Annotated in this window: 17 protein-coding genes and 1 riboswitch; of the genes, 4 read left to right on the forward strand and 13 right to left on the reverse strand. The window is 50.3% G+C overall.

Going from position 1 to position 18118, the window contains the following annotated elements; genetic code table 11:
• Positions 1 to 245: 245 nt before the first annotated feature.
• Positions 246 to 1025, reverse strand: coding sequence for a hypothetical protein (locus tag ACO6VE_RS06825; protein WP_422460490.1), 780 nt, complete (start codon positions 1023 to 1025; stop codon positions 246 to 248).
• Between the two features lie 260 nt (positions 1026 to 1285).
• Between ACO6VE_RS06825 and ACO6VE_RS06830 the strand changes: the two genes are divergently transcribed.
• A complete protein-coding gene (locus ACO6VE_RS06830) occupies positions 1286 to 2257 on the forward strand; it encodes a ribonuclease Z (protein WP_422460492.1) in 972 nt (323 codons plus the stop codon).
• Positions 2258 to 2330: 73 nt separating this feature from the next.
• On the opposite strand, the gene ACO6VE_RS06835 is transcribed toward ACO6VE_RS06830, so the two are convergent.
• On the reverse strand, positions 2331 to 3101 hold the full coding sequence (locus ACO6VE_RS06835; protein WP_422447287.1) for a hypothetical protein: 771 nt from the start codon (positions 3099 to 3101) through the stop codon (positions 2331 to 2333).
• A complete protein-coding gene (locus ACO6VE_RS06840) occupies positions 3094 to 3441 on the reverse strand; it encodes a hypothetical protein (RefSeq protein WP_422447285.1) in 348 nt (115 codons plus the stop codon). The genes ACO6VE_RS06835 and ACO6VE_RS06840 overlap by 8 nt, the downstream gene beginning before the upstream one ends.
• 37 nt (positions 3442 to 3478) lie before the next feature.
• Here ACO6VE_RS06840 and ACO6VE_RS06845 point away from each other — a divergent pair, with 37 nt between their 5' ends.
• Positions 3479 to 4045: a hypothetical protein gene (locus ACO6VE_RS06845; protein ID WP_422447283.1), complete on the forward strand. Its 567-nt coding sequence runs from the start codon at positions 3479 to 3481 to the stop codon at positions 4043 to 4045.
• Positions 4046 to 4147: 102 nt separating this feature from the next.
• Here ACO6VE_RS06845 and ACO6VE_RS06850 read toward each other — a convergent pair whose 3' ends face one another.
• The 10 genes from ACO6VE_RS06850 to ACO6VE_RS06895 all read right to left on the reverse strand — a co-directional run bounded on the left by ACO6VE_RS06850 (position 4148) and on the right by ACO6VE_RS06895 (position 13665).
• On the reverse strand, positions 4148 to 4921 hold the full coding sequence (locus ACO6VE_RS06850; RefSeq protein ID WP_422460494.1) for a hypothetical protein: 774 nt from the start codon (positions 4919 to 4921) through the stop codon (positions 4148 to 4150).
• Between the two features lie 144 nt (positions 4922 to 5065).
• On the reverse strand, positions 5066 to 6049 hold the full coding sequence (locus ACO6VE_RS06855; protein WP_422460496.1) for an ABC transporter substrate-binding protein: 984 nt from the start codon (positions 6047 to 6049) through the stop codon (positions 5066 to 5068).
• A 3-nt stretch (positions 6050 to 6052) separates the two neighbouring features.
• Positions 6053 to 6805 (reverse strand): ABC transporter permease, encoded by a 753-nt coding sequence (locus tag ACO6VE_RS06860; protein ID WP_422447277.1) that lies wholly within the window; start codon positions 6803 to 6805, stop codon positions 6053 to 6055.
• A gap of 3 nt (positions 6806 to 6808) precedes the next feature.
• Positions 6809 to 7591, reverse strand: a complete 783-nt coding sequence (locus ACO6VE_RS06865) for an ABC transporter ATP-binding protein (RefSeq protein WP_422447275.1) — start codon at positions 7589 to 7591, stop codon at positions 6809 to 6811.
• Positions 7592 to 7606: 15 nt separating this feature from the next.
• On the reverse strand, positions 7607 to 8425 hold the full coding sequence (thiD, locus tag ACO6VE_RS06870; RefSeq protein WP_422447273.1) for a bifunctional hydroxymethylpyrimidine kinase/phosphomethylpyrimidine kinase: 819 nt from the start codon (positions 8423 to 8425) through the stop codon (positions 7607 to 7609).
• Positions 8426 to 8568: 143 nt separating this feature from the next.
• Positions 8569 to 8669: riboswitch (TPP riboswitch) on the reverse strand.
• 53 nt (positions 8670 to 8722) lie between these two features.
• Positions 8723 to 9502 (reverse strand): SDR family NAD(P)-dependent oxidoreductase, encoded by a 780-nt coding sequence (locus ACO6VE_RS06875; protein WP_422460498.1) that lies wholly within the window; start codon positions 9500 to 9502, stop codon positions 8723 to 8725.
• Between the two features lie 11 nt (positions 9503 to 9513).
• Positions 9514 to 10089, reverse strand: a complete 576-nt coding sequence (locus tag ACO6VE_RS06880; protein WP_269676019.1) for a DUF3833 domain-containing protein — start codon at positions 10087 to 10089, stop codon at positions 9514 to 9516.
• Positions 10074 to 11321 (reverse strand): class I SAM-dependent methyltransferase, encoded by a 1248-nt coding sequence (locus tag ACO6VE_RS06885; protein WP_422447269.1) that lies wholly within the window; start codon positions 11319 to 11321, stop codon positions 10074 to 10076. The genes ACO6VE_RS06880 and ACO6VE_RS06885 overlap by 16 nt, the downstream gene beginning before the upstream one ends.
• On the reverse strand, positions 11318 to 12253 hold the full coding sequence (locus ACO6VE_RS06890; protein ID WP_422447267.1) for a DUF1365 domain-containing protein: 936 nt from the start codon (positions 12251 to 12253) through the stop codon (positions 11318 to 11320). The genes ACO6VE_RS06885 and ACO6VE_RS06890 overlap by 4 nt, the downstream gene beginning before the upstream one ends.
• Before the next feature lie 2 nt (positions 12254 to 12255).
• Positions 12256 to 13665, reverse strand: coding sequence for an NAD(P)/FAD-dependent oxidoreductase (locus ACO6VE_RS06895; RefSeq protein WP_422460500.1), 1410 nt, complete (start codon positions 13663 to 13665; stop codon positions 12256 to 12258).
• A 346-nt stretch (positions 13666 to 14011) separates the two neighbouring features.
• Between ACO6VE_RS06895 and ACO6VE_RS06900 the strand changes: the two genes are divergently transcribed.
• Together ACO6VE_RS06900 and ACO6VE_RS06905 are read left to right on the forward strand one after the other, a co-directional pair.
• Positions 14012 to 14476, forward strand: a complete 465-nt coding sequence (locus ACO6VE_RS06900) for a hypothetical protein (RefSeq protein WP_422460502.1) — start codon at positions 14012 to 14014, stop codon at positions 14474 to 14476.
• 158 nt (positions 14477 to 14634) lie between these two features.
• Positions 14635 to 18111 (forward strand): hypothetical protein, encoded by a 3477-nt coding sequence (locus ACO6VE_RS06905; protein ID WP_422460504.1) that lies wholly within the window; start codon positions 14635 to 14637, stop codon positions 18109 to 18111.
• The last annotated feature ends 7 nt before the right edge of the window (positions 18112 to 18118 follow it).

The raw sequence follows: 18118 nt of genomic DNA on the forward strand, positions 1-18118 counted from the left end.
TAAATACAATACACCACCCTGGAAACGGACAAATGACTGTATTATTGCGACCAAAAGACCCGCACAGGCCAAGTCTGGCAGGGCTTGTTGCGCTCGTTGCTTTTTATTTCAACTGTTCAGGCAAGGCGATATTTCGGATAGGGTCGCTGTATAACTCAGCTCTACCGGCACCGGTGATACCACTTATCATCACCAGCGCCTCAAATCTGCAGCCGCAATAGGGAGTGAGAAGTACTGTCCCCACATCATCTCCCCGGAGTCAGTTTGTGACTGTCATTGATTGACTTAAGCGATATTTTCATTTCGCACAAAAGGTTTTTCGCACTACCCTGCTCGAAATCTAACTGAAATAGTTTATTGATCAGGTTTGTGACATTCCTCATGGTCCATTTACGGGATTTAATGCCAAAATCAGAGGGTTTCTGGCTTTCCAGGATTGTCCTGAGTTCCTTTTTTTGTTTATCCGTTATGCGATGAGCCTTCATGCTGATGATGTGATCAGATGTTGAGCTATATATTCCACACAGTGGCCGTGGCGTTGGATGTTGTCTAAAGAGTCTGGACAGTTCCAGCTCTTTCCTGTTTCCCGACAAAAAATCCCGAATATACTCATCAAGGGCATTTTTAGGTAAGAATTTTTTCGATTCCTCAATCAGCCCCTTATATTCTTTTAACTCCGCTAAACGTTGATAGTACTCCTGCTCCCGGGTACAAGAATCCGCTGTTGCAGATTCCGGAGGGTTATAGCAGTCCATATCGTTAGCAGTCGGAGGGGTTCTTTGCTCACTGTTATTTCCGGGAAAGTCAGTTTCTACTATTGGCATTTCATATCGTTCGAACGTCTGATTACCCATTATGTTGAACGATGGTTCATCATGTTCGCTAAAATCATAATATTGCTGACCTGTGAAGCCCTCGCCAAAATACCCCTCGGAATAAACAGGCCGAACAGAACGATAACCTCTCTCAAAACAGCAAGCATCACCTTCAATCCGGGCACCCGCACTGGCAGCCATTGCCCTCATGGGTACCACCTCTGTGCAATGATGTGTGCAAAAGCGGGCAGGTTCACCTGCAATCCGTGGTAACTCAACGTTGCCATAACCTACGAAGGTCGGTGTTGGAGCTAAATAAATATATCCGGGATAAATCATGAAGAAAGCCCAAATAAACAATAATTAACGTGATCGATATCAACTAGACAACTAAATTGGCAAGAAATTTCATAAGTTCGAAGTATTCCTCTGGTACAATACAAGTTGCATTGTGATTAAAGCAGGTGTTCATGAAACTGACTTTTCTGGGAACTTCGGCCGGCATGCCCACCACCGAAAGAAATGTCACGGCACTGGCACTGGCCATCGATGATGCCAGGCAATGGTATCTTGTGGACTGCGGTGAAGGTACGCAACATCAGCTGCTTCGCTGTCGCTATACCCTCAAAAATCTTAAAACCATCTTTATTACTCATGTTCACGGCGATCACATGTATGGCCTGCCCGGGCTGATTACCTCTGCCAGCATGCAGGGTCGGCAGGCCCCCCTGACCATCTGCGCGCCTGACGGCGTTCGGCAGTTTGTGGAGGCGGCATTACACTATGCCGATGTTCTGGAACTGCCATTCGCTATTGAGTTTATTCGCAGCGACCAGTCGGCTTTTCACTATCAGGATACCCGGGTTGCTGTCACGGCTCACCAGCTCTCCCATCGTGTGCCAAGTTTTGCCTATCGTTTTGCGGAAAAAACACTCAGTACCCAACTGAACATTCAGCAACTGACGACACTGGGCGTTCCCAGGGGAGAGCTATGGGGGCGTTTGCAAAAAGGGCAGGCCATTACTCTTGAAGATGGCCGGACGATACTCCCTGAACAGGTTCTGCAACCACCACCCGCCAGCCGGGTTGCCATTATTGCGGGTGATAACGATAAGCCGGAATTGCTTATTGATGCACTGCAAGGCAGTCATCTATTGGTTCACGAAGCCACACTCACCGAAGCCGCCCTGCAAAAAGCCGGACCAGTCTGGATGCACAGCTCAGCCCGAATGGTTGCTGAAGCAGCAGAGGCCAGCGGTGTTCCCAATTTGATTCTTACCCACTTCAGTGGCCGCTATCAGCGTTCTGCTGAGGCTGGAGCCAACAGTATCCATGCGTTAAAGGCAGAAGCTGAAACGTACTATTCGGGTAATACAGGCATGGCCCGTGATTTCAGTACCTGGGTAGTGGATAGGGACGGCCGACTGGTTGAAGCAGATTGAAATCTGGTTTTCCATCCTGGTAAGAAGGTTTTTGAAAGGAATACCTCCCCCATGGGTAGCGTTTATCCCTTACCTATTTTTTCCTTTTCACTCTGAGGTCTGCGCTGATGCCATAAATATTTACATCGACCTGTTCTACCACCATGAAGTCATTGCCAGAAGTGATAATACGGCGTGCACGATCAAGTACATCGCCTGCCGACGTGTGATCAAACTCCAGGTATTCACCGCTCAGGGCAATAACAACATCCTCCATGGAACGGGGCAGCACATCCTCGGATACGTTGATAACAATTTTTGAATCAGAATCCAGTCGGATTTTTCCAGTGGCCTTAAGCAGGGGCTTATTCCAATTATGATCTTCTGGAAAAGGATCAAGTTTTGTTATGGTGATATACGTGGTTCCTCCGGAGCCATTAAAGTCAGCCACAACGGATCCCTGTTCAAACGATAACGTACCTTTATTCCTTACATTACCGCTGCTGGTGATGACCCCAAGGGAAGCGACCGCCCCCATACTATTGACAAAGTGCCCATCACTCCAGTAACTGCCAGCGGTCAGTGTTCCCTCATTGATGGCCGTAAATATACTTCCGGAAATATTCAGCCCCATAGCAACATTAACGGAGCCACCCGCTCTATTGGTAAAAGGGCCGTTGACATTCATATTACCGTTTATGTTGATTGAGCCAGCGTTATCGATACCGGCAGAATCATAATTTTCGCTCACAGAAAGCATATTGCCCCGAACCATGACCTCTTCAGCCATTACCGGGGAAGCCAACGCAGTTGAAAGCCCGGCCGTAAGAACTAATCTGATAAACGGCTTTTTATATTTATCCATGTGTCTTATTTCCTTCATCCCGGTTTAAACAGTAGAAATTTCTGCTCTCACGTTTTACTGTCGACACACACAGGGAGAGTTTTAAAAATCGTGATGTAGAGACAGGCTCAGCTCCCATGGTAGCCAACTCACGACCCGGGCATAAATGGGATGAACCAAATAATTGTTTTGGGGTCAAATGGTCGTGTTTATAATCCAGACTGGGCTTTATTTTGAAACCATCACCCACTGCATCACCATCATTTTTCTCCCATCCAAACACTGCTGGCCGGGTTGATCCAGAAGCCGGTTCAAGCGGGATTTCTGGCCATTCTACCGGTACATTCAGTGGTAAAGGCATCTCAAACCGTCCGCCTCATGGAGATACAGCCACCCCCTTGAGTGAAGGCAAATGTATTGAAGATGCCTTTTGGGAAAAAAAACCATTACAGGGACGACAAATCACTTCTTCAGATGTGCTTGCAGCCTATGGCAACGATAAAACGTCGCTCAGGGGTGGCCTCTTCCTGCAAAAACTGTGCTTGCAGAAAATTCCACACGACAACAGAAAAGTGACCCCGGATGACGTTATTCAAGAATTCAACCGGGTGCCAGATCAAAATAATGAGTCCATGCTGGCGATAGAGCATTTCAAAGATGAGTTAGCCAGCGCCCATGCCGCCGAGGAAGCGCGGTTGAAAGTGGAATGTTATCTGAGGGGGGATGTGGGGAAAGGCCTGCAGGTGACTAAGGATGAGGCGTTGGCAGCCATTGAATTTCTTCGCAAGGAAGAGTCGTTCCCATTGCCGTTAGCGCGCTTTAAAAGTCAATTTAGCCTGAGGGACCTGGCGAGGCATGGCCAGCGTGCGGCTCCTGTTGCCGTTCAGAGAGATAACCCTTTCCGTATGCCCGGTAATGAAATAGAAAATACCTCAGCCAATCAGCGTTACCGCAAGTCCGGCTGAAACCATTATTAAAAACAGGCGGACCGGATTTGTGGACAATCAGGCTCCGCCGTTAAATTTGCTAACACCGTGTTGATTTTGAACACAGAGTTTATCCCTAACCTATTTTTTCCTTTTCACTCTGAGGTCTGCGCTGATGCCAAAGATATCCATCTCGACATGTTCTACCACCAGGAAGTCATTGCCAGAAGTGATAAGATGGCGGCCCGCACGATCAAGCTCTGAGCCCGTCGAATCGTGATTAAACTTCAGGTATTCACCACTCAGGGCAATAGCAACCCTTTTCACGCTATCGGGCATCGCACCCTCGGCTACGTTGAGAACGATCTTTGAGTCAGAATCAAGTCGGATTCTTCCAGTGGCCTTAAGCAGGGGCTTATTCCAATTATGATCTTCTGGAAAAGGATCAAGTTTTGTTATGGTGATATACGTGGTTCCTCCGGAGCCATTAAAGTCAGCAACGACGGATCCCTGTTCAAACGATAACGTACCTTTATTCGTTACATTACCACTGCTGTTTATCACCCCAAGGGATGCGACCGCCCCTGTGTTGTTGATAAAGTGCCCATCACTCCAGTAACTGCCAGCAGTCAGTGTTCCCTCATTGGTGGCGGTCAATGTACTTCCGGAAATATTCAGCCCCATAGCGACATTAACTGAGCCACCCGCTCTATTGGTAAAAGGGCCGTTGACATTCATATTGCCATTTATGTTGATTGAGCCAGCGTTATCGATGCCGACAGAATCATAATTTTCACTCACAGAGAGCATATTGTCTCGGACCATGACTTCTTCAGCCGTCACCGGGGAAGCCAGGGCGGTTGCAAGCCCGGCCATGACAATGAATCTGAGTACTGGTTTTTTATACCTGTCCATGGGGCTTATATCCTTTTTCCGGAGTTAAACAATAGAGATTTCAGTCCATTCGCTTTCTGTCGGCACGCTCAGGGAGGAATTTAAAAATGAGGTGGCTATCGCAAAAAGCAGGTCTTGACGATAGCCGGTGACGTCCATTCCGGATTAAAAATCCAGCATGTAGTCCTTAGTGTTTACCGGGGTTTTCAGCTCTCCAGTCGCTTGCAGATAGTCAGCAAATGCCTGATAACGGCCCGCATCCCTGGCGGCAGGTCGCAGATCAAAACGGGGAATGGTGTCAAACCAGGCGCGGTGGTTCAGTTCATTATCCAGTTTCTCCGGGTTGTAATCCCTGAAGATCTCCCAGGATTTTTCCGGGTTATTCACAATATATTGAGTGCCCAGTTCAATCGCCCTGAGAAAACGACGAATAGCGTCTTTATCGTGCTGCTTGCTGTTGGCGATAAAAATCAGTTCATCGTAAGGCGGGATATTGTTTTCCTCGTAATAGAACATACGGCCCTTACGCCCTTCAATCGCCAGCTGATTCAGTTCGAAGTTACGATACGCGCCCATGATGGCATCCACCCGGCCACTCATCAGGGAAGAGGAGAGGTTCCAGCCCACATTGACCAGTTTTACATCCCCGGCACCAAACCCGTAGGGTGCAAACAGCGTGTCCAGAATGGCATTCTCTATGCCGCCAATATTCAAACCGATGGTTTTACCTTTCATATCCTTCAGGGATTTGATCGGGCTGTCATCCAGAACCAGCAGGCCGTCCAGGGGGGTGGCCACCAGGGTTCCGGCCCAGGCAAGGGGAAGGCCGTTGGCTACTCCGTGAATCATGCTGGGCTGATAGTAAACGGCAAGGTCCACCTTTTCTGCCGCCACCAGTTTGGGAGGAAGGTTGGGGTCTGCCGGTTCCTGAATAGTCACCGTAAGCCCCTGGTCTGCAAAGTAGCCATTCTGCCGGGCAATGATGATGGGGCCGTGATCCGGGTTGACAAACCATTCCAGCATCAGGGTCAGCTCTTTCAGCTCCCTGGCCGGTGCGGTGCTGGATACCTGACTGGCGCTGGCCTGCAGGCTGACGGACAGCAGCCATGCCATTGCCCATAAAAAAGTGTGTTGCATCAGTTTATTCATTTCTTATTCCTGGGAAGTCTCCGGTTGCCACGGAATGAGTCTGCGTAAAACACGGTCGGTCGTGTAGTAAAGGGTCACGGAACAGAAGGCCAGCACGGTGAGCGCAGCAAACATCTGGTCAGTCCAGAGTCGTGCATTGGCCTGAAGCATGAGATAGCCAAGGCCAGCGCTGGAGCCAACCCACTCCCCGACAACGGCACCAATCGGTGCCACCACAACGGCTACCCGCAGCCCGGAAGCCAGGGCTGGCAGTGCCGCAGGCCAGCGGATATGGCGCAGAATGGCCAGCCGGCTGCCGCCCATGGTCTGGGCCATATCCAGCCAGCCCTGGTGGGTATGGCGCAGTCCGTCATAACAACAGGTGGCCACGGGGAAAAAGATCACCAGAATGGTCATCACCACTTTCGACGTCAGGCCGTAACCAAACCAGAGCATCAATATCGGTGCGAGCGCAAAGACCGGAATGGCCTGGGTAATCAACAATGGCGGTAAGAGCCAGGGTCTTAACACGGTAAAATAGACCAGCACCAGCGCCAGAATAATACCCAGCAGAACACCAAGTAACAGACCCAGCAGCATTTCACTGAGGGTAACCAGCGTGTGTTCCCACAGCAGGCTGGCATTGTCTACCATGCTGTTGGCCACCGCTAACGGACCGGGAAGGATGTAGGATGGCATCTCAAAGGCCATCACCAGGGTATGCCAGAGCACCAGCAGGCCAATAAGAACGACAAAGGGTTTGACGGAGTCTTTCATTCTTTATGGCACTCCAGCCTGTTCATCAAACGACTCATGACGTAAACGATCCAGCAGTTTGCCCTGTAAGGCCAGCAGGTCATTATCATCCAGTGAGCGGGGTGTCTTGCCCGGTGGCGTAATGGCATCCGTCAGTCGGGCCGGGTGCCCCCTCAGGTGATAAACCTCATGGCCAAGGCGCAGGGCTTCCAGGGGATCGTGGGTGATTAACAGCACCGTACGGTTCTGTAACAGCTCACAGGCCAGGTCTTGTAAATTGAGCCGGGTGATGGCATCCAGTGCGCCGAAAGGTTCATCCATTAATACCAGTGGCCGGTTTTCCATCAGGGTCCTGGCCAGTGCTACCCGCTGGCGCTGACCGCCGGACAGATGCTGGGGCAGAACGTTGGCTTTTGCGCTCAGGCCTACCTTTTCCAGAATGGACATGGCCTGGTCCCGAACCTCGGCTGACAAGAGCGGACGACGGGTGAACACATCGGTCAGATTGCGGCGCAGGCGCTGCCCCAGGGTGATATTGTCCAGTACCGAAAACCAGGGCAGCAGCAGGTCCTGCTGCGCCATCCAGGCGATTCGGTGATGAACCGAAAAGCCGTCCTGACAGACCACTTCCCCCGTTGTCTCGCCCGCAGGCAGACCGGCAATCAGACGCAACAGACTGGTTTTGCCCACCCCGCTGCCACCCAGAAGGCAAGTCCACTGGCCGCCTTTAAGGGTCAGGTTGAGGTCGGTAAAAACACAGTGGTTGCCAAATCTCAGGCTGGCCTGGCGGATAATCACATCAAACATGCGTTGCGGTATTCTCTATGACCAGGTTCGGTAAAAGTGATGGACCGGGCCATGGCCGGAACCGATGTTCAGATGGTCGGCATGGCCAATGGCATCGGCAATGTACTCCTTGGCAGAGCGCACGGCATCGATCAAAGGGTAATCCCTGGCCAGCAAGGCAGTGACAGCAGACGACAATGTACAGCCTGTCCCGTGGGTGTTACGGGTTGCCACCCAGGGAGACTCAAGTTGGTGCAGGGTGTTACCGTCATGGAACAGATCAACGGCCTTCTTATTGCCCTGGTCTGAGGTAAGGTGGCCGCCTTTGAGCAAGACTGCACTGGCTCCCAGGGCCATCAACGGGTCAATCATGGCGACCATGGCTGCCAGTGACTCAGGTCGGGGGCAGTTCAGCAGAACCGCTGCTTCCGGCAGGTTGGGGGTAATCAGGGTTGCTTTGGGAATCAGTTTGCGACGCAGGTTATCGATGGCGGCTTCCTGAAGCAGAACATCACCGCTGGTGGCCACCATCACCGGGTCAACCACCAGGTATTTCGGCTGGTAATCACTGACCGCGCGGGCAACCGCATCAATCACTTCAGGCTGGCTCAGCATGCCCACCTTGGCGGCAGAAATGTTCAGGTCGGAAAAGACCGAGTCCAGCTGCTCCCGGACAAAGGCGGGTGAGACATCAAAAATACCCTGAACACCCACCGTGTTCTGTGCGGTCAGCGCAGTGATCACACTGCAGCCATAGGCACCAAGGGCTGAGAAGGTTTTCAGGTCTGCCTGAATGCCGGCACCACCGCCACTGTCAGAACCGGCAATGGTCAATGCGATGGGTGTAGAAGACATAAGCTCGCGCAGCTCCACAAGAGAAACTCCATATCATCAGGACTGGCGGGAACAACGGGCGGGGTGTTGCGGTTCCTGTCGGGGCAATAAAATGCATTGATTAACAGGCATGCACGATGGTCAGTACATCAGGGGTTTAGCAGCTCTCAGGCCCGTCGGTTTCCTACGCCAGCATTATCTGGTTCAGGTTCAATGGGTGTATCTCAGTTCTGCCATCACTGGCAGAACACCCCAACCAACACCGGCGGAGTCTATGGGGTTTGCCACAGGCTGTCCAGCGATTGAGTGATTTGGTGCTTATCCGGTTTTACGGACCAACCAGAAATACAGCGGGTATGGCAGGTGACGCAGAAGCGCCATGATGGCGGCAAACATGCGCGGGAAGCGAATCTCGAACTGCCGCCCCTTCATCCCTTTGACGATGACCTCCGCCGCTTTATCCACCTCCATCAGAAAAGGCATGGGGAACCGGTTCTTGCTGGTCAATGGTGTTTTGACAAAACCCGGGTTGATCACTTTGATATCAATACCCTCTCGCCAGAGCTCCGAGTTCAGGGACTCCGCCATATTGATTAACGCCGCCTTGCTGGCACCATAGCCTGCTGCTTTGGGCAGGCCACGATAGCCTGCCAGCGACGCATTAATGGCAATCACCCCTTTACCCTGTTTTTTCATGGCAGCGATCAGTGGCTCAAGGCAGTGGCAGACCCCCATCAGATTCAGTTCCATCTGTTGACGCACCACATTGCTGGTAAACTCCGCAGCAGGTGAAGCGATATAGGTGCCGGCATTTAAAATCGCCTGGTCAATGGCACCATGATTGGCAATGATTTTGTTGACCGTCTCATTCACGGCTGTTTGATCCGTCACATCCAGCGGATAGGGAACAATCCTGCCCGGCAGTTCATCTGATTGCCTGGCCAGTGCTGCCAGCCGTTCTTCATTTCGGGCACTGGCCGCTACGGTCACTCCTTCCCGGGCCAGGGCAATGGCAACCGCTTTGCCAATGCCCTGGCTGGCTCCGGTGATCCAGACCACCGGAGCATTAGAAGGCGTTGTATCCTGAGTAGAGTTCATATCTGCTGCCTTTATGGTTCTTCTTCTGGCCCGGGTTTTTCAAAGGCGACCGTTAAAGTACCCAGCTTGATCCCCCATTTGCTCATGGTGGCGACATTCAGTAGTACGCCATCTTCTTGCAGGAACATCCAGTCATCAAAGGTCACCACCCACTCCCGGCCACGGATGGGCAGACGCATCTGGTATTTGAAGTTAAAGGCATTGCCGGCACTGCGGCCAATGGCCTGGCCAACGATATCTCCGGCGGTGCCCAGGTACTGTCCGTCACCCATAATGTTGACCTTCCAGATACGGGTTGACTCGTTACCATCGGAATAGATGAAGCGTTCATCCAGAGTCAGTACACCGTCTTTGACGTCTCCGGTCATCAACACCTTGAACCGCTGTTGAACATTGCCGAACCGGTCCTGAAACATGCCCCAGGCAACGGTTTCCCCGGCAAAGTAGTGTTCAATTTTCAGACTTGGTTCACTAGCTGCATAATCTTCAATATTCATGGCTGAGCACCCCGTCAGCATAAACAGTAGGGTCAGGAGCCAGGCCCGTCCCGACGTCCAATCTTTTATTGTTGTTAACGCGACTCGCATGATGCGGCCTCCCCTGACACAGGTTTGGTGAGTTTGTAGAGGCAAACATCAATACTCCTGAATTGGAAACCGGTCGTGCAGTAATCCAGGTAAAATTGCCACAGGCGTTTAAAGCGCTGATCAAATCCGAGCTGTTCAATGGCAGGCCAGGCCGAAAGAAAAAGCCGTTTCCATTCATCCAGCGTTCTTGCATAGTCGAGACCGAAAGAGAGGGTATTGGTTATGGCCAAACCGGCCTTTTTGGCCTGCTCTTGCATCACCCTGTCACAGGGCAACATACCGCCAGGGAAGATGTAGCGCTGAATAAAGTCAACACCGCGGCGATACTCCTCGAAACGGGCGTCGTCAATCAGAATGGCCTGGATAACGGCGGAACCTCCGGGTTTCAGGCTGCGGTACAGTTTTTCAAAATAGACCGGCCAGTGCTCTTCACCCACGGCCTCAATCATTTCGATGGAAACGATACGATCATACTGCTCATGGATATCCCGGTAATCCGTAAGACTGAACTGATGGGACTGGTTGTCCGACATCTGTTGCGCATAGGCCAGCTGTTCCTGCGACAGTGTTATCCCTTTGTATGCGCCCTGGTGCCGCTGATTCAGCGCCCGGGCAAAGCCGCCCCAGCCACAGCCTATCTCAAGCACGGAATGCCCCGGACGAAGCTCAAGCCAGTCGATAATGGTGTTGTACTTATTGCCCTGTGCGGTTTCCAGGTCCTCATGCTCATCAAAATAGAGGGCGCTTGAATAGGTCATGGTCGGGTCAAGCCATAGCTGGTAAAAGTCGTTGCCCAGGTCATAATGCGCGGCAATATTGCGACGGCTGCCGGAGCGACTGTTACGGCGTATTTTGTGCAACACCCGGTTAAACAGATTGCTGAACCAGTTGGCAGTCATCACCTCCTGCAGATTGTCTTCATTGGCCATGGCCCAGTCGGTCAGCGCTTTCAGGTCCGGAGAGCTCCAGTCGCCATTAATAAACGACTCTGACCAGCCCAGTAACCCCTGGCTGCCTTGCTGGATTAACCCCACCGGATTATGGATATGCAGACAGGGGATGGGTGTACCTGACCGGAACTGCCCCACCATCACACTTTCGTTGCCATCAATGCGCAGCTCAATTCTGCTCACCCCCGCCTTGACCAATCGTTTTTCCAGCCAGGAGAGTACATTTCTCAGCGCAGGGAACCAGGGTTTGCTGGTGATCTCCGTGGAGCTGGTTGAGTTCATGGTTTCTTCCCCCTGTTCGCTGTATTGTTTTGTGAAAAATATTTTGCTTTCTCACCGTTCATCGCGGCGTAGGTCGCAAAATTTTTTTCTTTTGCTTTTCGCGTTTCTGCACGGGTATGGCTGAAAAAGAAATGTCTTGGCGTGTGTGAGTAAATCGATATGCCCTTTAGCCAGAGCCGCAAGGCTTCCCAATGGATGGCCGCCATGACTTTCATGGTTTGCAGTGGCAGCAGCATGGTCTGTTTTACGATAAAACGATCGGTGATGGTTTTGCGCAGCCCTTTGAACACGGCAGTGAACAGCTTGCCGCTGGCATCGTTCAGGTTAATGGCGAGAGTAACCTTCTCTTTGGGGGGCTGGATCCGGAAATGGTAATAGCAGTCCATGGGAAAGAAAGGGGAAACATGCAGTGCTTTATCGGCCTGTTGTTGAAGGGTTGGTTGAACAATCTGCCTGCTATGCGCTATCAGTCGTTGATCGTCCGACTGCTTTTCAGGCTGCTCTCCAGACTCGACGGCCGCCACATAGGAATGCCTTTCGCCAAAGGTATTGCTGACTTCATAGACGATGGCGGTCAGCTGTTGATCCCGATAGCAAAAGTACACCGCCAATGGGTTAAAGGTGTAGCCAAACATCCGTGGATAACAAAGTAAGCTGACGTTATCCGGTGTCTCAATATTATAGTCGTGAAGCAACCGGTTGATCTGTTCCCGCAACGGTGTCTCTGAACCATCACCATGATCACGGGGGTAAAAAGACACAACATTAAACCGGTTAAGGGAAAACAGGGAGAGCTGCTGATCCAGCGCCTCAATGGTGTCCAGATCCAGCAACCAGGAAGCCACCTGATAAGAGAACCGATGTTTCTTCGGTTTGAACCGGTGGTGCATCAGCTCGCCAACATAAATAGAAGAACCTGAGGAAGACTCCATTCTCAAGATTCCTGCTGCCGAGGCTCAGAGGATTCAAGTTGCGTGCTGTCAACACCCGGGTCAAAAAAGCTGCGGCCAAACAGATCCGGACGATGGAGCCGGTCATTTTCCCCTTTGACCTGCCAGGGGCGGCGAATGCCTCCAAGGCTCTCTGCGACAGCCAGGCCGGACTGTAGTCCATCTTCATGGAAGCCATAGCCCATCCATGCACCGCAATACCAGGTACGGTTTCTGCCCTGGAGCTTCCAGATTTTCTCCTGGGCTTCGATCGCGGCGCGATCAAACACGGGGTGGTCATACAGGTAGCAACCATGAATCAGATCGGTGGCCGGCTCCTGCTGGGGATTCAGCGTGACAAACAGTGGCGGACCGTCGAGATGCTGCAGCTTATTCATCCAGTAGGTAACCGCTGGCCCCTGTTCACTGCCAGGGTCTGATGTATGGGAACCCAGATAGTTCCAGCTGGCCCAGGCCTTTTTGTTGTCAGGCATCAGTCGTTCATCGCTGTGCAGCAGAGCCTTGTTCCGTTGAAACATAAAAGCGCCCAGCAAATGCTGTTCAAACTCGTCTGGCTCAGAAAGCAGGCTGAGCGTGGTGTCAGCATGGCAGGCCATAACCACATGGTCAAAATGCCAGTCTTTACCCTGGAAATCGGTCAATTGAACCCGGTCAGGGAACCGTTTTATTTTGCGGATACAGCGATTGGTGAGCGCCGATGTACCCAGCTCATCAATAATCCGCTGAACGTACTCCCGACTGCCTCCTTTCACGGTTTGCCACTGAGGGCGATCCGACAGTTGCAAGAGACCATGGTTTGAGCAGAAGCGCAGAAAAGCCAAAGCAGGGTAGTCCAGCATTTTGTCCGCCGGTGTTGACCAGATAGCAGCACCCATGGGAATCAGGTGGTCATGAATAAACCGTTGACTGAAGCGCTCACGATGCAGCAGCTGGCCAAGGGTCAGGGAGGCATCTATGCCTTGTTCATGCTCAAGGCTGCCCATCCATTTTTCGCTGTTGCGATAGAAACGCAGAATATCAGCCAGCATTAGCCAGAAGCCCGGACGGAACAGGTTGCTCTTCTGGGCAAATAGTCCGGAAAGATCAGTACCAGCGTACTCAGTAGAGCCGTTGTTCAGAGAAACGGCAAACGACATATCCGTAGGGACAAAAGGCACCTTCAGGTGTTTGAAAAAAGCGATCAGGTTTGGATAGGTTTTCTCATTAAAAACAATAAAGCCGGTATCGACGGGAATGGGCTTCTCATCGCCCACAGACACAGTATGGCTGTGGCCGCCGAAGCGATCATCCTTTTCAAATAAGGTCACGTTGTGTTGTTTAGAAAGTAGCCAGGCGCAGGAGAGTCCGCTAATACCGGAACCGACGACAGCTATGTTCATTCCTTTTGTGGACACAAATGAGACTCCCTGTTGATTTTATTCGCTATAAAAAGGTTGGAGTGCCAATAAGTAATTCTTATCTACAAAAACCTTTCATCAGAGCAGTAAGGTACCATGCCAAAAATTTACGAACAGAGTGTCGTAATGGTTCACCCATTTATATGGAAAATCAATCAATAATGTTTCAGCCACTGTAAAAAGAGGCGCATGAGTGCAACAGGCAAGTGGAGCATGACAAAAAACGCACATTGGATTAAAACTTGGGACTGGCCCGGGCTGAAGAGCCTTGGTATAGAATTCTCAAGAAGCATATTTCCCGCCAAAGGCTATCGTGCCCCAGGCCATTACTGATGTTCTGAGTATGGCGGATAACTTAACACGGATATTTCATCAACGTGCTCCCGCTCTCGCTTGTTCTTTGCCGCTTTATGTGAGTTATGCTCAGTCGACCGTACTCCCCGCGCTTCCTGACAAAATCTCCTGGAGCGACAAAGTCCCCGGCTTTGCATTCGCCCTACCTCCGACATCCATGTGGTCGCGCGCGAGATTCGGGGCAGTTTATGAAATATCCGGGTTAATAAAAATATCCAACGGAAATGTGGATGAGCTGCGTCAATCTGTCCGGGAAATTCGACCGAAAGATGCCCGAACGAAGATACCAGCAGATGAGATGGAGCAGCGCAATGAAGAGGCAGTGGAAACCCCGGGATTGACGAAAGATGTCAGCCTGAATGATGTAAAAAAGCCTTTCGTACCAGGTTCAAACCTTAATTGTGTAAAGCTAAAAGTAATTGTGGTTTTTGGCTTTCAGGTTTCAATTGAATGAATGTGTGAGTTTGTAATAAAAGATCATCTGCCTATTCAATCAAAAGACCTGCTATGAAAAAAAATTAAAATGAAAAAGCTATCTAAGTAAATAATTGAACTTTTCTTTGACCGAAGAATCAAACTCGTCAGAAAAACTTTCAACCAGGAGCATTTCTCATGAGTACACCACAATTTCCTACCCAGAGTCCGGCATTTCCGACACAGCCTCCAGAGGTATCAGGTTTCAATAAAACACCAGGCCTTAACGAGTGCGGTGGGGCAAATACGACATCTGTAGTTTTTAATGGCAGAATTGTCGATAAGTATGTTTTAAGTACTTTTTTCAAGGAAATGACGCAAGGGGGAATCAGGCAGCTCGCAGTGGATACTTGTGCTCAGGCTGCACAGGATCATACAACATTCTGGAAAAAAGATAATCTTATTAAAGACCTTAAGGCCTATGGATTGCCCGTAGACTCTAATCACCGTGCACAATTAACGGATCGTAAGACCAGCATCATAATGAATGTTTTCCTAAAAGTAAAAGAAGAAAGCGAGAAAGCGATTGATCAGGGGGGAAGTGGCGATAATCTGGAGGTCGCGAAAGGTTTATGTGATCTTTTGAATGGCACAGAAGTAAGAGTGAATGGGAAAATCCACAAGCCCCATTTTGTTGACATGAAGTTCTTTGCTGGTGAAATGAACAAATGTCAACAGAAACTGGATGCCGCTCGCTCTGCTATTGGTAGCCTTGGGCAAGAGAGTCAGGGGGTAAATGAGCCAGGCTTGCCACCTGCTGAAAATCCGGCGTTCACCATGGAGGGGAAACCATTGTTACCTTCGGGGAATGCTCCGACAATGACACCCACAGCGCCACCGAACTACGATGCAGTTCAAGCTGAAAAGGAGTTAGCGGCGTTGAACACTCAAATTGTTTTTTTACAGCAGGGAGTAACGCAGGATTTTCACAGTCAACCTTTCCAGTACCAATTAAGTTCGGTGCAAACGAACATAGCGCGACTTGGTCTTAACTTGCCGTTGAATCTACAGGAACAATACAATCAGGCTAAAGCCAATCTTGCTGGCCTCCAGCAACAACAGTTAGCCATGCAAGAGGGTGCCAGGGTCATTGAGTTCCATGGCCAGATAGATGGGCTGAAACAGTCGTTGGTACAGAATGAGCCAAAATCAGACAATAGAACTGAAATAAAGGCGCTGGAACGGAAAGTTAAAGCGTTGGATGATCAGATTAGCAAGCTCAGTTCTCCAGAGTCCGGGTGCCATAAGGAAGAACTCAAGGAGCGATTGAGCGACTTAAATATCAGTATCCGTCAGTGGTCTTCAGTGGTTACTGCTACCGAAATCCTGGCAGGCCTGAAAAGTGACCTTGAGGGTTTTCAGTATCAACAATTACCAGAGGAAGTTAGTTCTTTTTCTGCCAAATGTGACTCACTTGATGCAATTGTCAGAAAGATGCCTTCTGGAGATCAGCGAAATCAATTGATTAAGGAGTCCAGTATTCTTAAACAAAGTTTTTCTGAAATTCAGAAAAACGTCCAACAAAATCATTTAATCGCTCAGCTTGAGAAAGCTGAAAATATCATAACAGTGATGGAATTGGACGCTAGCAGTAGTCAGTCGCATCACGTTGAACAGGCCAAAGCAGCATTGCTGGTTGTTGAGTCACTCTCTCTGAAAGAGGGTGCGGATGATTGTTTTGCCAGGCTGAGTAATTTGAGGGAGAGGTTGAGTAAACTTGAAGACTCCGCTGCTGCGTCGGCAGCCGCTGCATCGGCAGCCGCTGCAAAAATGCAATCTTCTGCCCGGGGGGATGCTGAGAAGGTGATTGCGCACATTGAGAAATTAATTAGCGAGGCTGAAGGCCGGTTAAGCGGTCAAGAAAAAAATCGTGAAGCCGTTAATGGAATTCCTCTTAATCAAACTCACATGGATGAAGTTCAGGCGAATCTGCATCAGATCAGTGAAAAAATAATTCAAGAGTTGAATGGGAGGGATCTTCGTGATGAACGTGAACGATTGCAAAGTATGTGTTCGTCTTTGCGCTGCAGACTGGATAAGCTTCAGGGAGGAGGGGCAAGCAGCGGTCAACCCACTGCTGCCAGCGCTCAGACTGTAAGTGGTTATCAGGATCACCCCGAAGTAGTTAAGATCCGTAAAGTGCTGGATGTTGCAGAAGCACCAATTCAAGCTTTAACCAGCAACCCGAATTCTTCTGCTAAAGATGAACTTATTACCACGGCGAGAAGTAATCTGGAACAAGCAACACATATGATTGGCGGGCTCACTGATGAAACACTCAGACCTTCACGGTCAGGTTTGTCATCCAGACTTGGCCATTTGAATAAACAGTTAAGTCTCATTGAATCAGGTGGGGGCCAGGGGCAGGTGACTCCAGCTGAGCCGCAACCGGAGGTTTTGCTGCAAAAAGGGGTCGCTGCGTTTAAAAAAGAGATGGATGAATTTGGCAAGAAGGGAACCGTTTCAAATGCGGGGTTTGCAGCGGCATCAGCCAATATGTCCGCACTGTTAGGCCAATTTGCTGGATCACAGGCAGTGCCGAGCAGCCAAAACGTCCTCCAGCCACCAGTTGCGCATCCTCCGGTCAGGCAAGGTACTCTTCTGCATGCAGGGCCTGTGATGAGACCTGTTCGTGCCAATGGCGATAGCCTGGCGTCATTTGCCGATGCGTTGAACTTCACCAACGCGATCGTATCTGATAGCAGTTACTCTATCGCCAGTGTGGGCATCAAGCCTTCGTCTGAGAAGATCAAATCCCTTGTCACCAGTACAGATATTCCTTTTGAATCTCTGCCTTTCGATGTCCAGGAAAGAATGATGGAAGCTTATAATTTCGGCAATCACTACCCGACAAAGATCAAGCTTGTGCAGGTGTACGCCTTTGCTCCTGACGAGAGCGATTTTAACGGTGCCAGCTTTAAGGTAAGACTTGATAGCATCTTGCCTGATTGCCATCTTAAAATTTACCAGAGTAGCCCTCTTGCACGATACTACAGCCCTCTGGGGGCAAATCTCCGGATGCCTGAGGGCTTAAAGAAAGGGAATCCCTTTTATGAGGCACGCTGGTCTTTAAATGAAAATCTGGACAGACAAAATACAGTCAGTTTCGCCCATGGTTCAGGAGGGGATAGCCATAGCAACCTGGAAAATATTGGTTTTACCCTGGTCGCACCGGTGCTCAAAGCTCTCGGTGCGAGCGCTGAAGAAGCGACATCCGCAGAAGCCGGTTTTGGTATCCCCTTCGGGATTGATTTGAGGAGGCAGCCGGAAGCCGTGCTGAATGAGTTAAAGCAGGACGGAATGCGGCGTTATTTTGAGGTGCCAGATGTCACTGATAGTGTGGTGCCTGATGGTGGTGCGCTGGATTCTGACGTCGTATCAGATTCAGAGTCTTTGGGCACCAGTGGAATAAATCCGCTGGCCCTTCATACAAAGAGCATACATGGCGTTTCTTCACGGGCATTGACCAACGAGATATTTGTAAAAGAGGTGGGTATCTTGTGGGTGAAAACGGTCACAAACTTACCAGAGGTAAATAGCCAGAATAGTTTGATTGACTGGGTGGAGAGTAATAAACCTGATTCTGAAAACCCGCGTCTCCCGCAGTTGTTATAATACTTCT

Source organism: Endozoicomonas sp. ALB115 (assembly GCF_049310245.1).
Lineage (GTDB): Bacteria > Pseudomonadota > Gammaproteobacteria > Pseudomonadales > Endozoicomonadaceae > Endozoicomonas.

Bases quoted from the DNA above. Each gene is read 5' to 3' on its own strand.
- thiD (WP_422447273.1), bottom strand. From the start codon at position 8,425: ATGTCTTCTACACCCATCGCATTGACCATTGCCGGTTCTGACAGTGGC.
- ACO6VE_RS06825 (WP_422460490.1), bottom strand. From the start codon at position 1,025: ATGAGGGCAATGGCTGCCAGTGCGGGTGCCCGGATTGAAGGTGATGCT.
- ACO6VE_RS06830 (WP_422460492.1), top strand. From the start codon at position 1,286: ATGAAACTGACTTTTCTGGGAACTTCGGCCGGCATGCCCACCACCGAA.
- ACO6VE_RS06875 (WP_422460498.1), bottom strand. From the start codon at position 9,502: ATGAACTCTACTCAGGATACAACGCCTTCTAATGCTCCGGTGGTCTGG.
- ACO6VE_RS06900 (WP_422460502.1), top strand. From the start codon at position 14,012: ATGGCGGATAACTTAACACGGATATTTCATCAACGTGCTCCCGCTCTC.
- ACO6VE_RS06865 (WP_422447275.1), bottom strand. From the start codon at position 7,591: ATGTTTGATGTGATTATCCGCCAGGCCAGCCTGAGATTTGGCAACCAC.
- ACO6VE_RS06890 (WP_422447267.1), bottom strand. From the start codon at position 12,253: ATGGAGTCTTCCTCAGGTTCTTCTATTTATGTTGGCGAGCTGATGCAC.
- ACO6VE_RS06905 (WP_422460504.1), top strand. From the start codon at position 14,635: ATGAGTACACCACAATTTCCTACCCAGAGTCCGGCATTTCCGACACAG.
- ACO6VE_RS06840 (WP_422447285.1), bottom strand. From the start codon at position 3,441: ATGCCTTTACCACTGAATGTACCGGTAGAATGGCCAGAAATCCCGCTT.
- ACO6VE_RS06855 (WP_422460496.1), bottom strand. From the start codon at position 6,049: ATGAATAAACTGATGCAACACACTTTTTTATGGGCAATGGCATGGCTG.
- ACO6VE_RS06860 (WP_422447277.1), bottom strand. From the start codon at position 6,805: ATGAAAGACTCCGTCAAACCCTTTGTCGTTCTTATTGGCCTGCTGGTG.
- ACO6VE_RS06885 (WP_422447269.1), bottom strand. From the start codon at position 11,321: ATGAACTCAACCAGCTCCACGGAGATCACCAGCAAACCCTGGTTCCCT.
- ACO6VE_RS06850 (WP_422460494.1), bottom strand. From the start codon at position 4,921: ATGGACAGGTATAAAAAACCAGTACTCAGATTCATTGTCATGGCCGGG.
- ACO6VE_RS06835 (WP_422447287.1), bottom strand. From the start codon at position 3,101: ATGGATAAATATAAAAAGCCGTTTATCAGATTAGTTCTTACGGCCGGG.
- ACO6VE_RS06880 (WP_269676019.1), bottom strand. From the start codon at position 10,089: ATGCGAGTCGCGTTAACAACAATAAAAGATTGGACGTCGGGACGGGCC.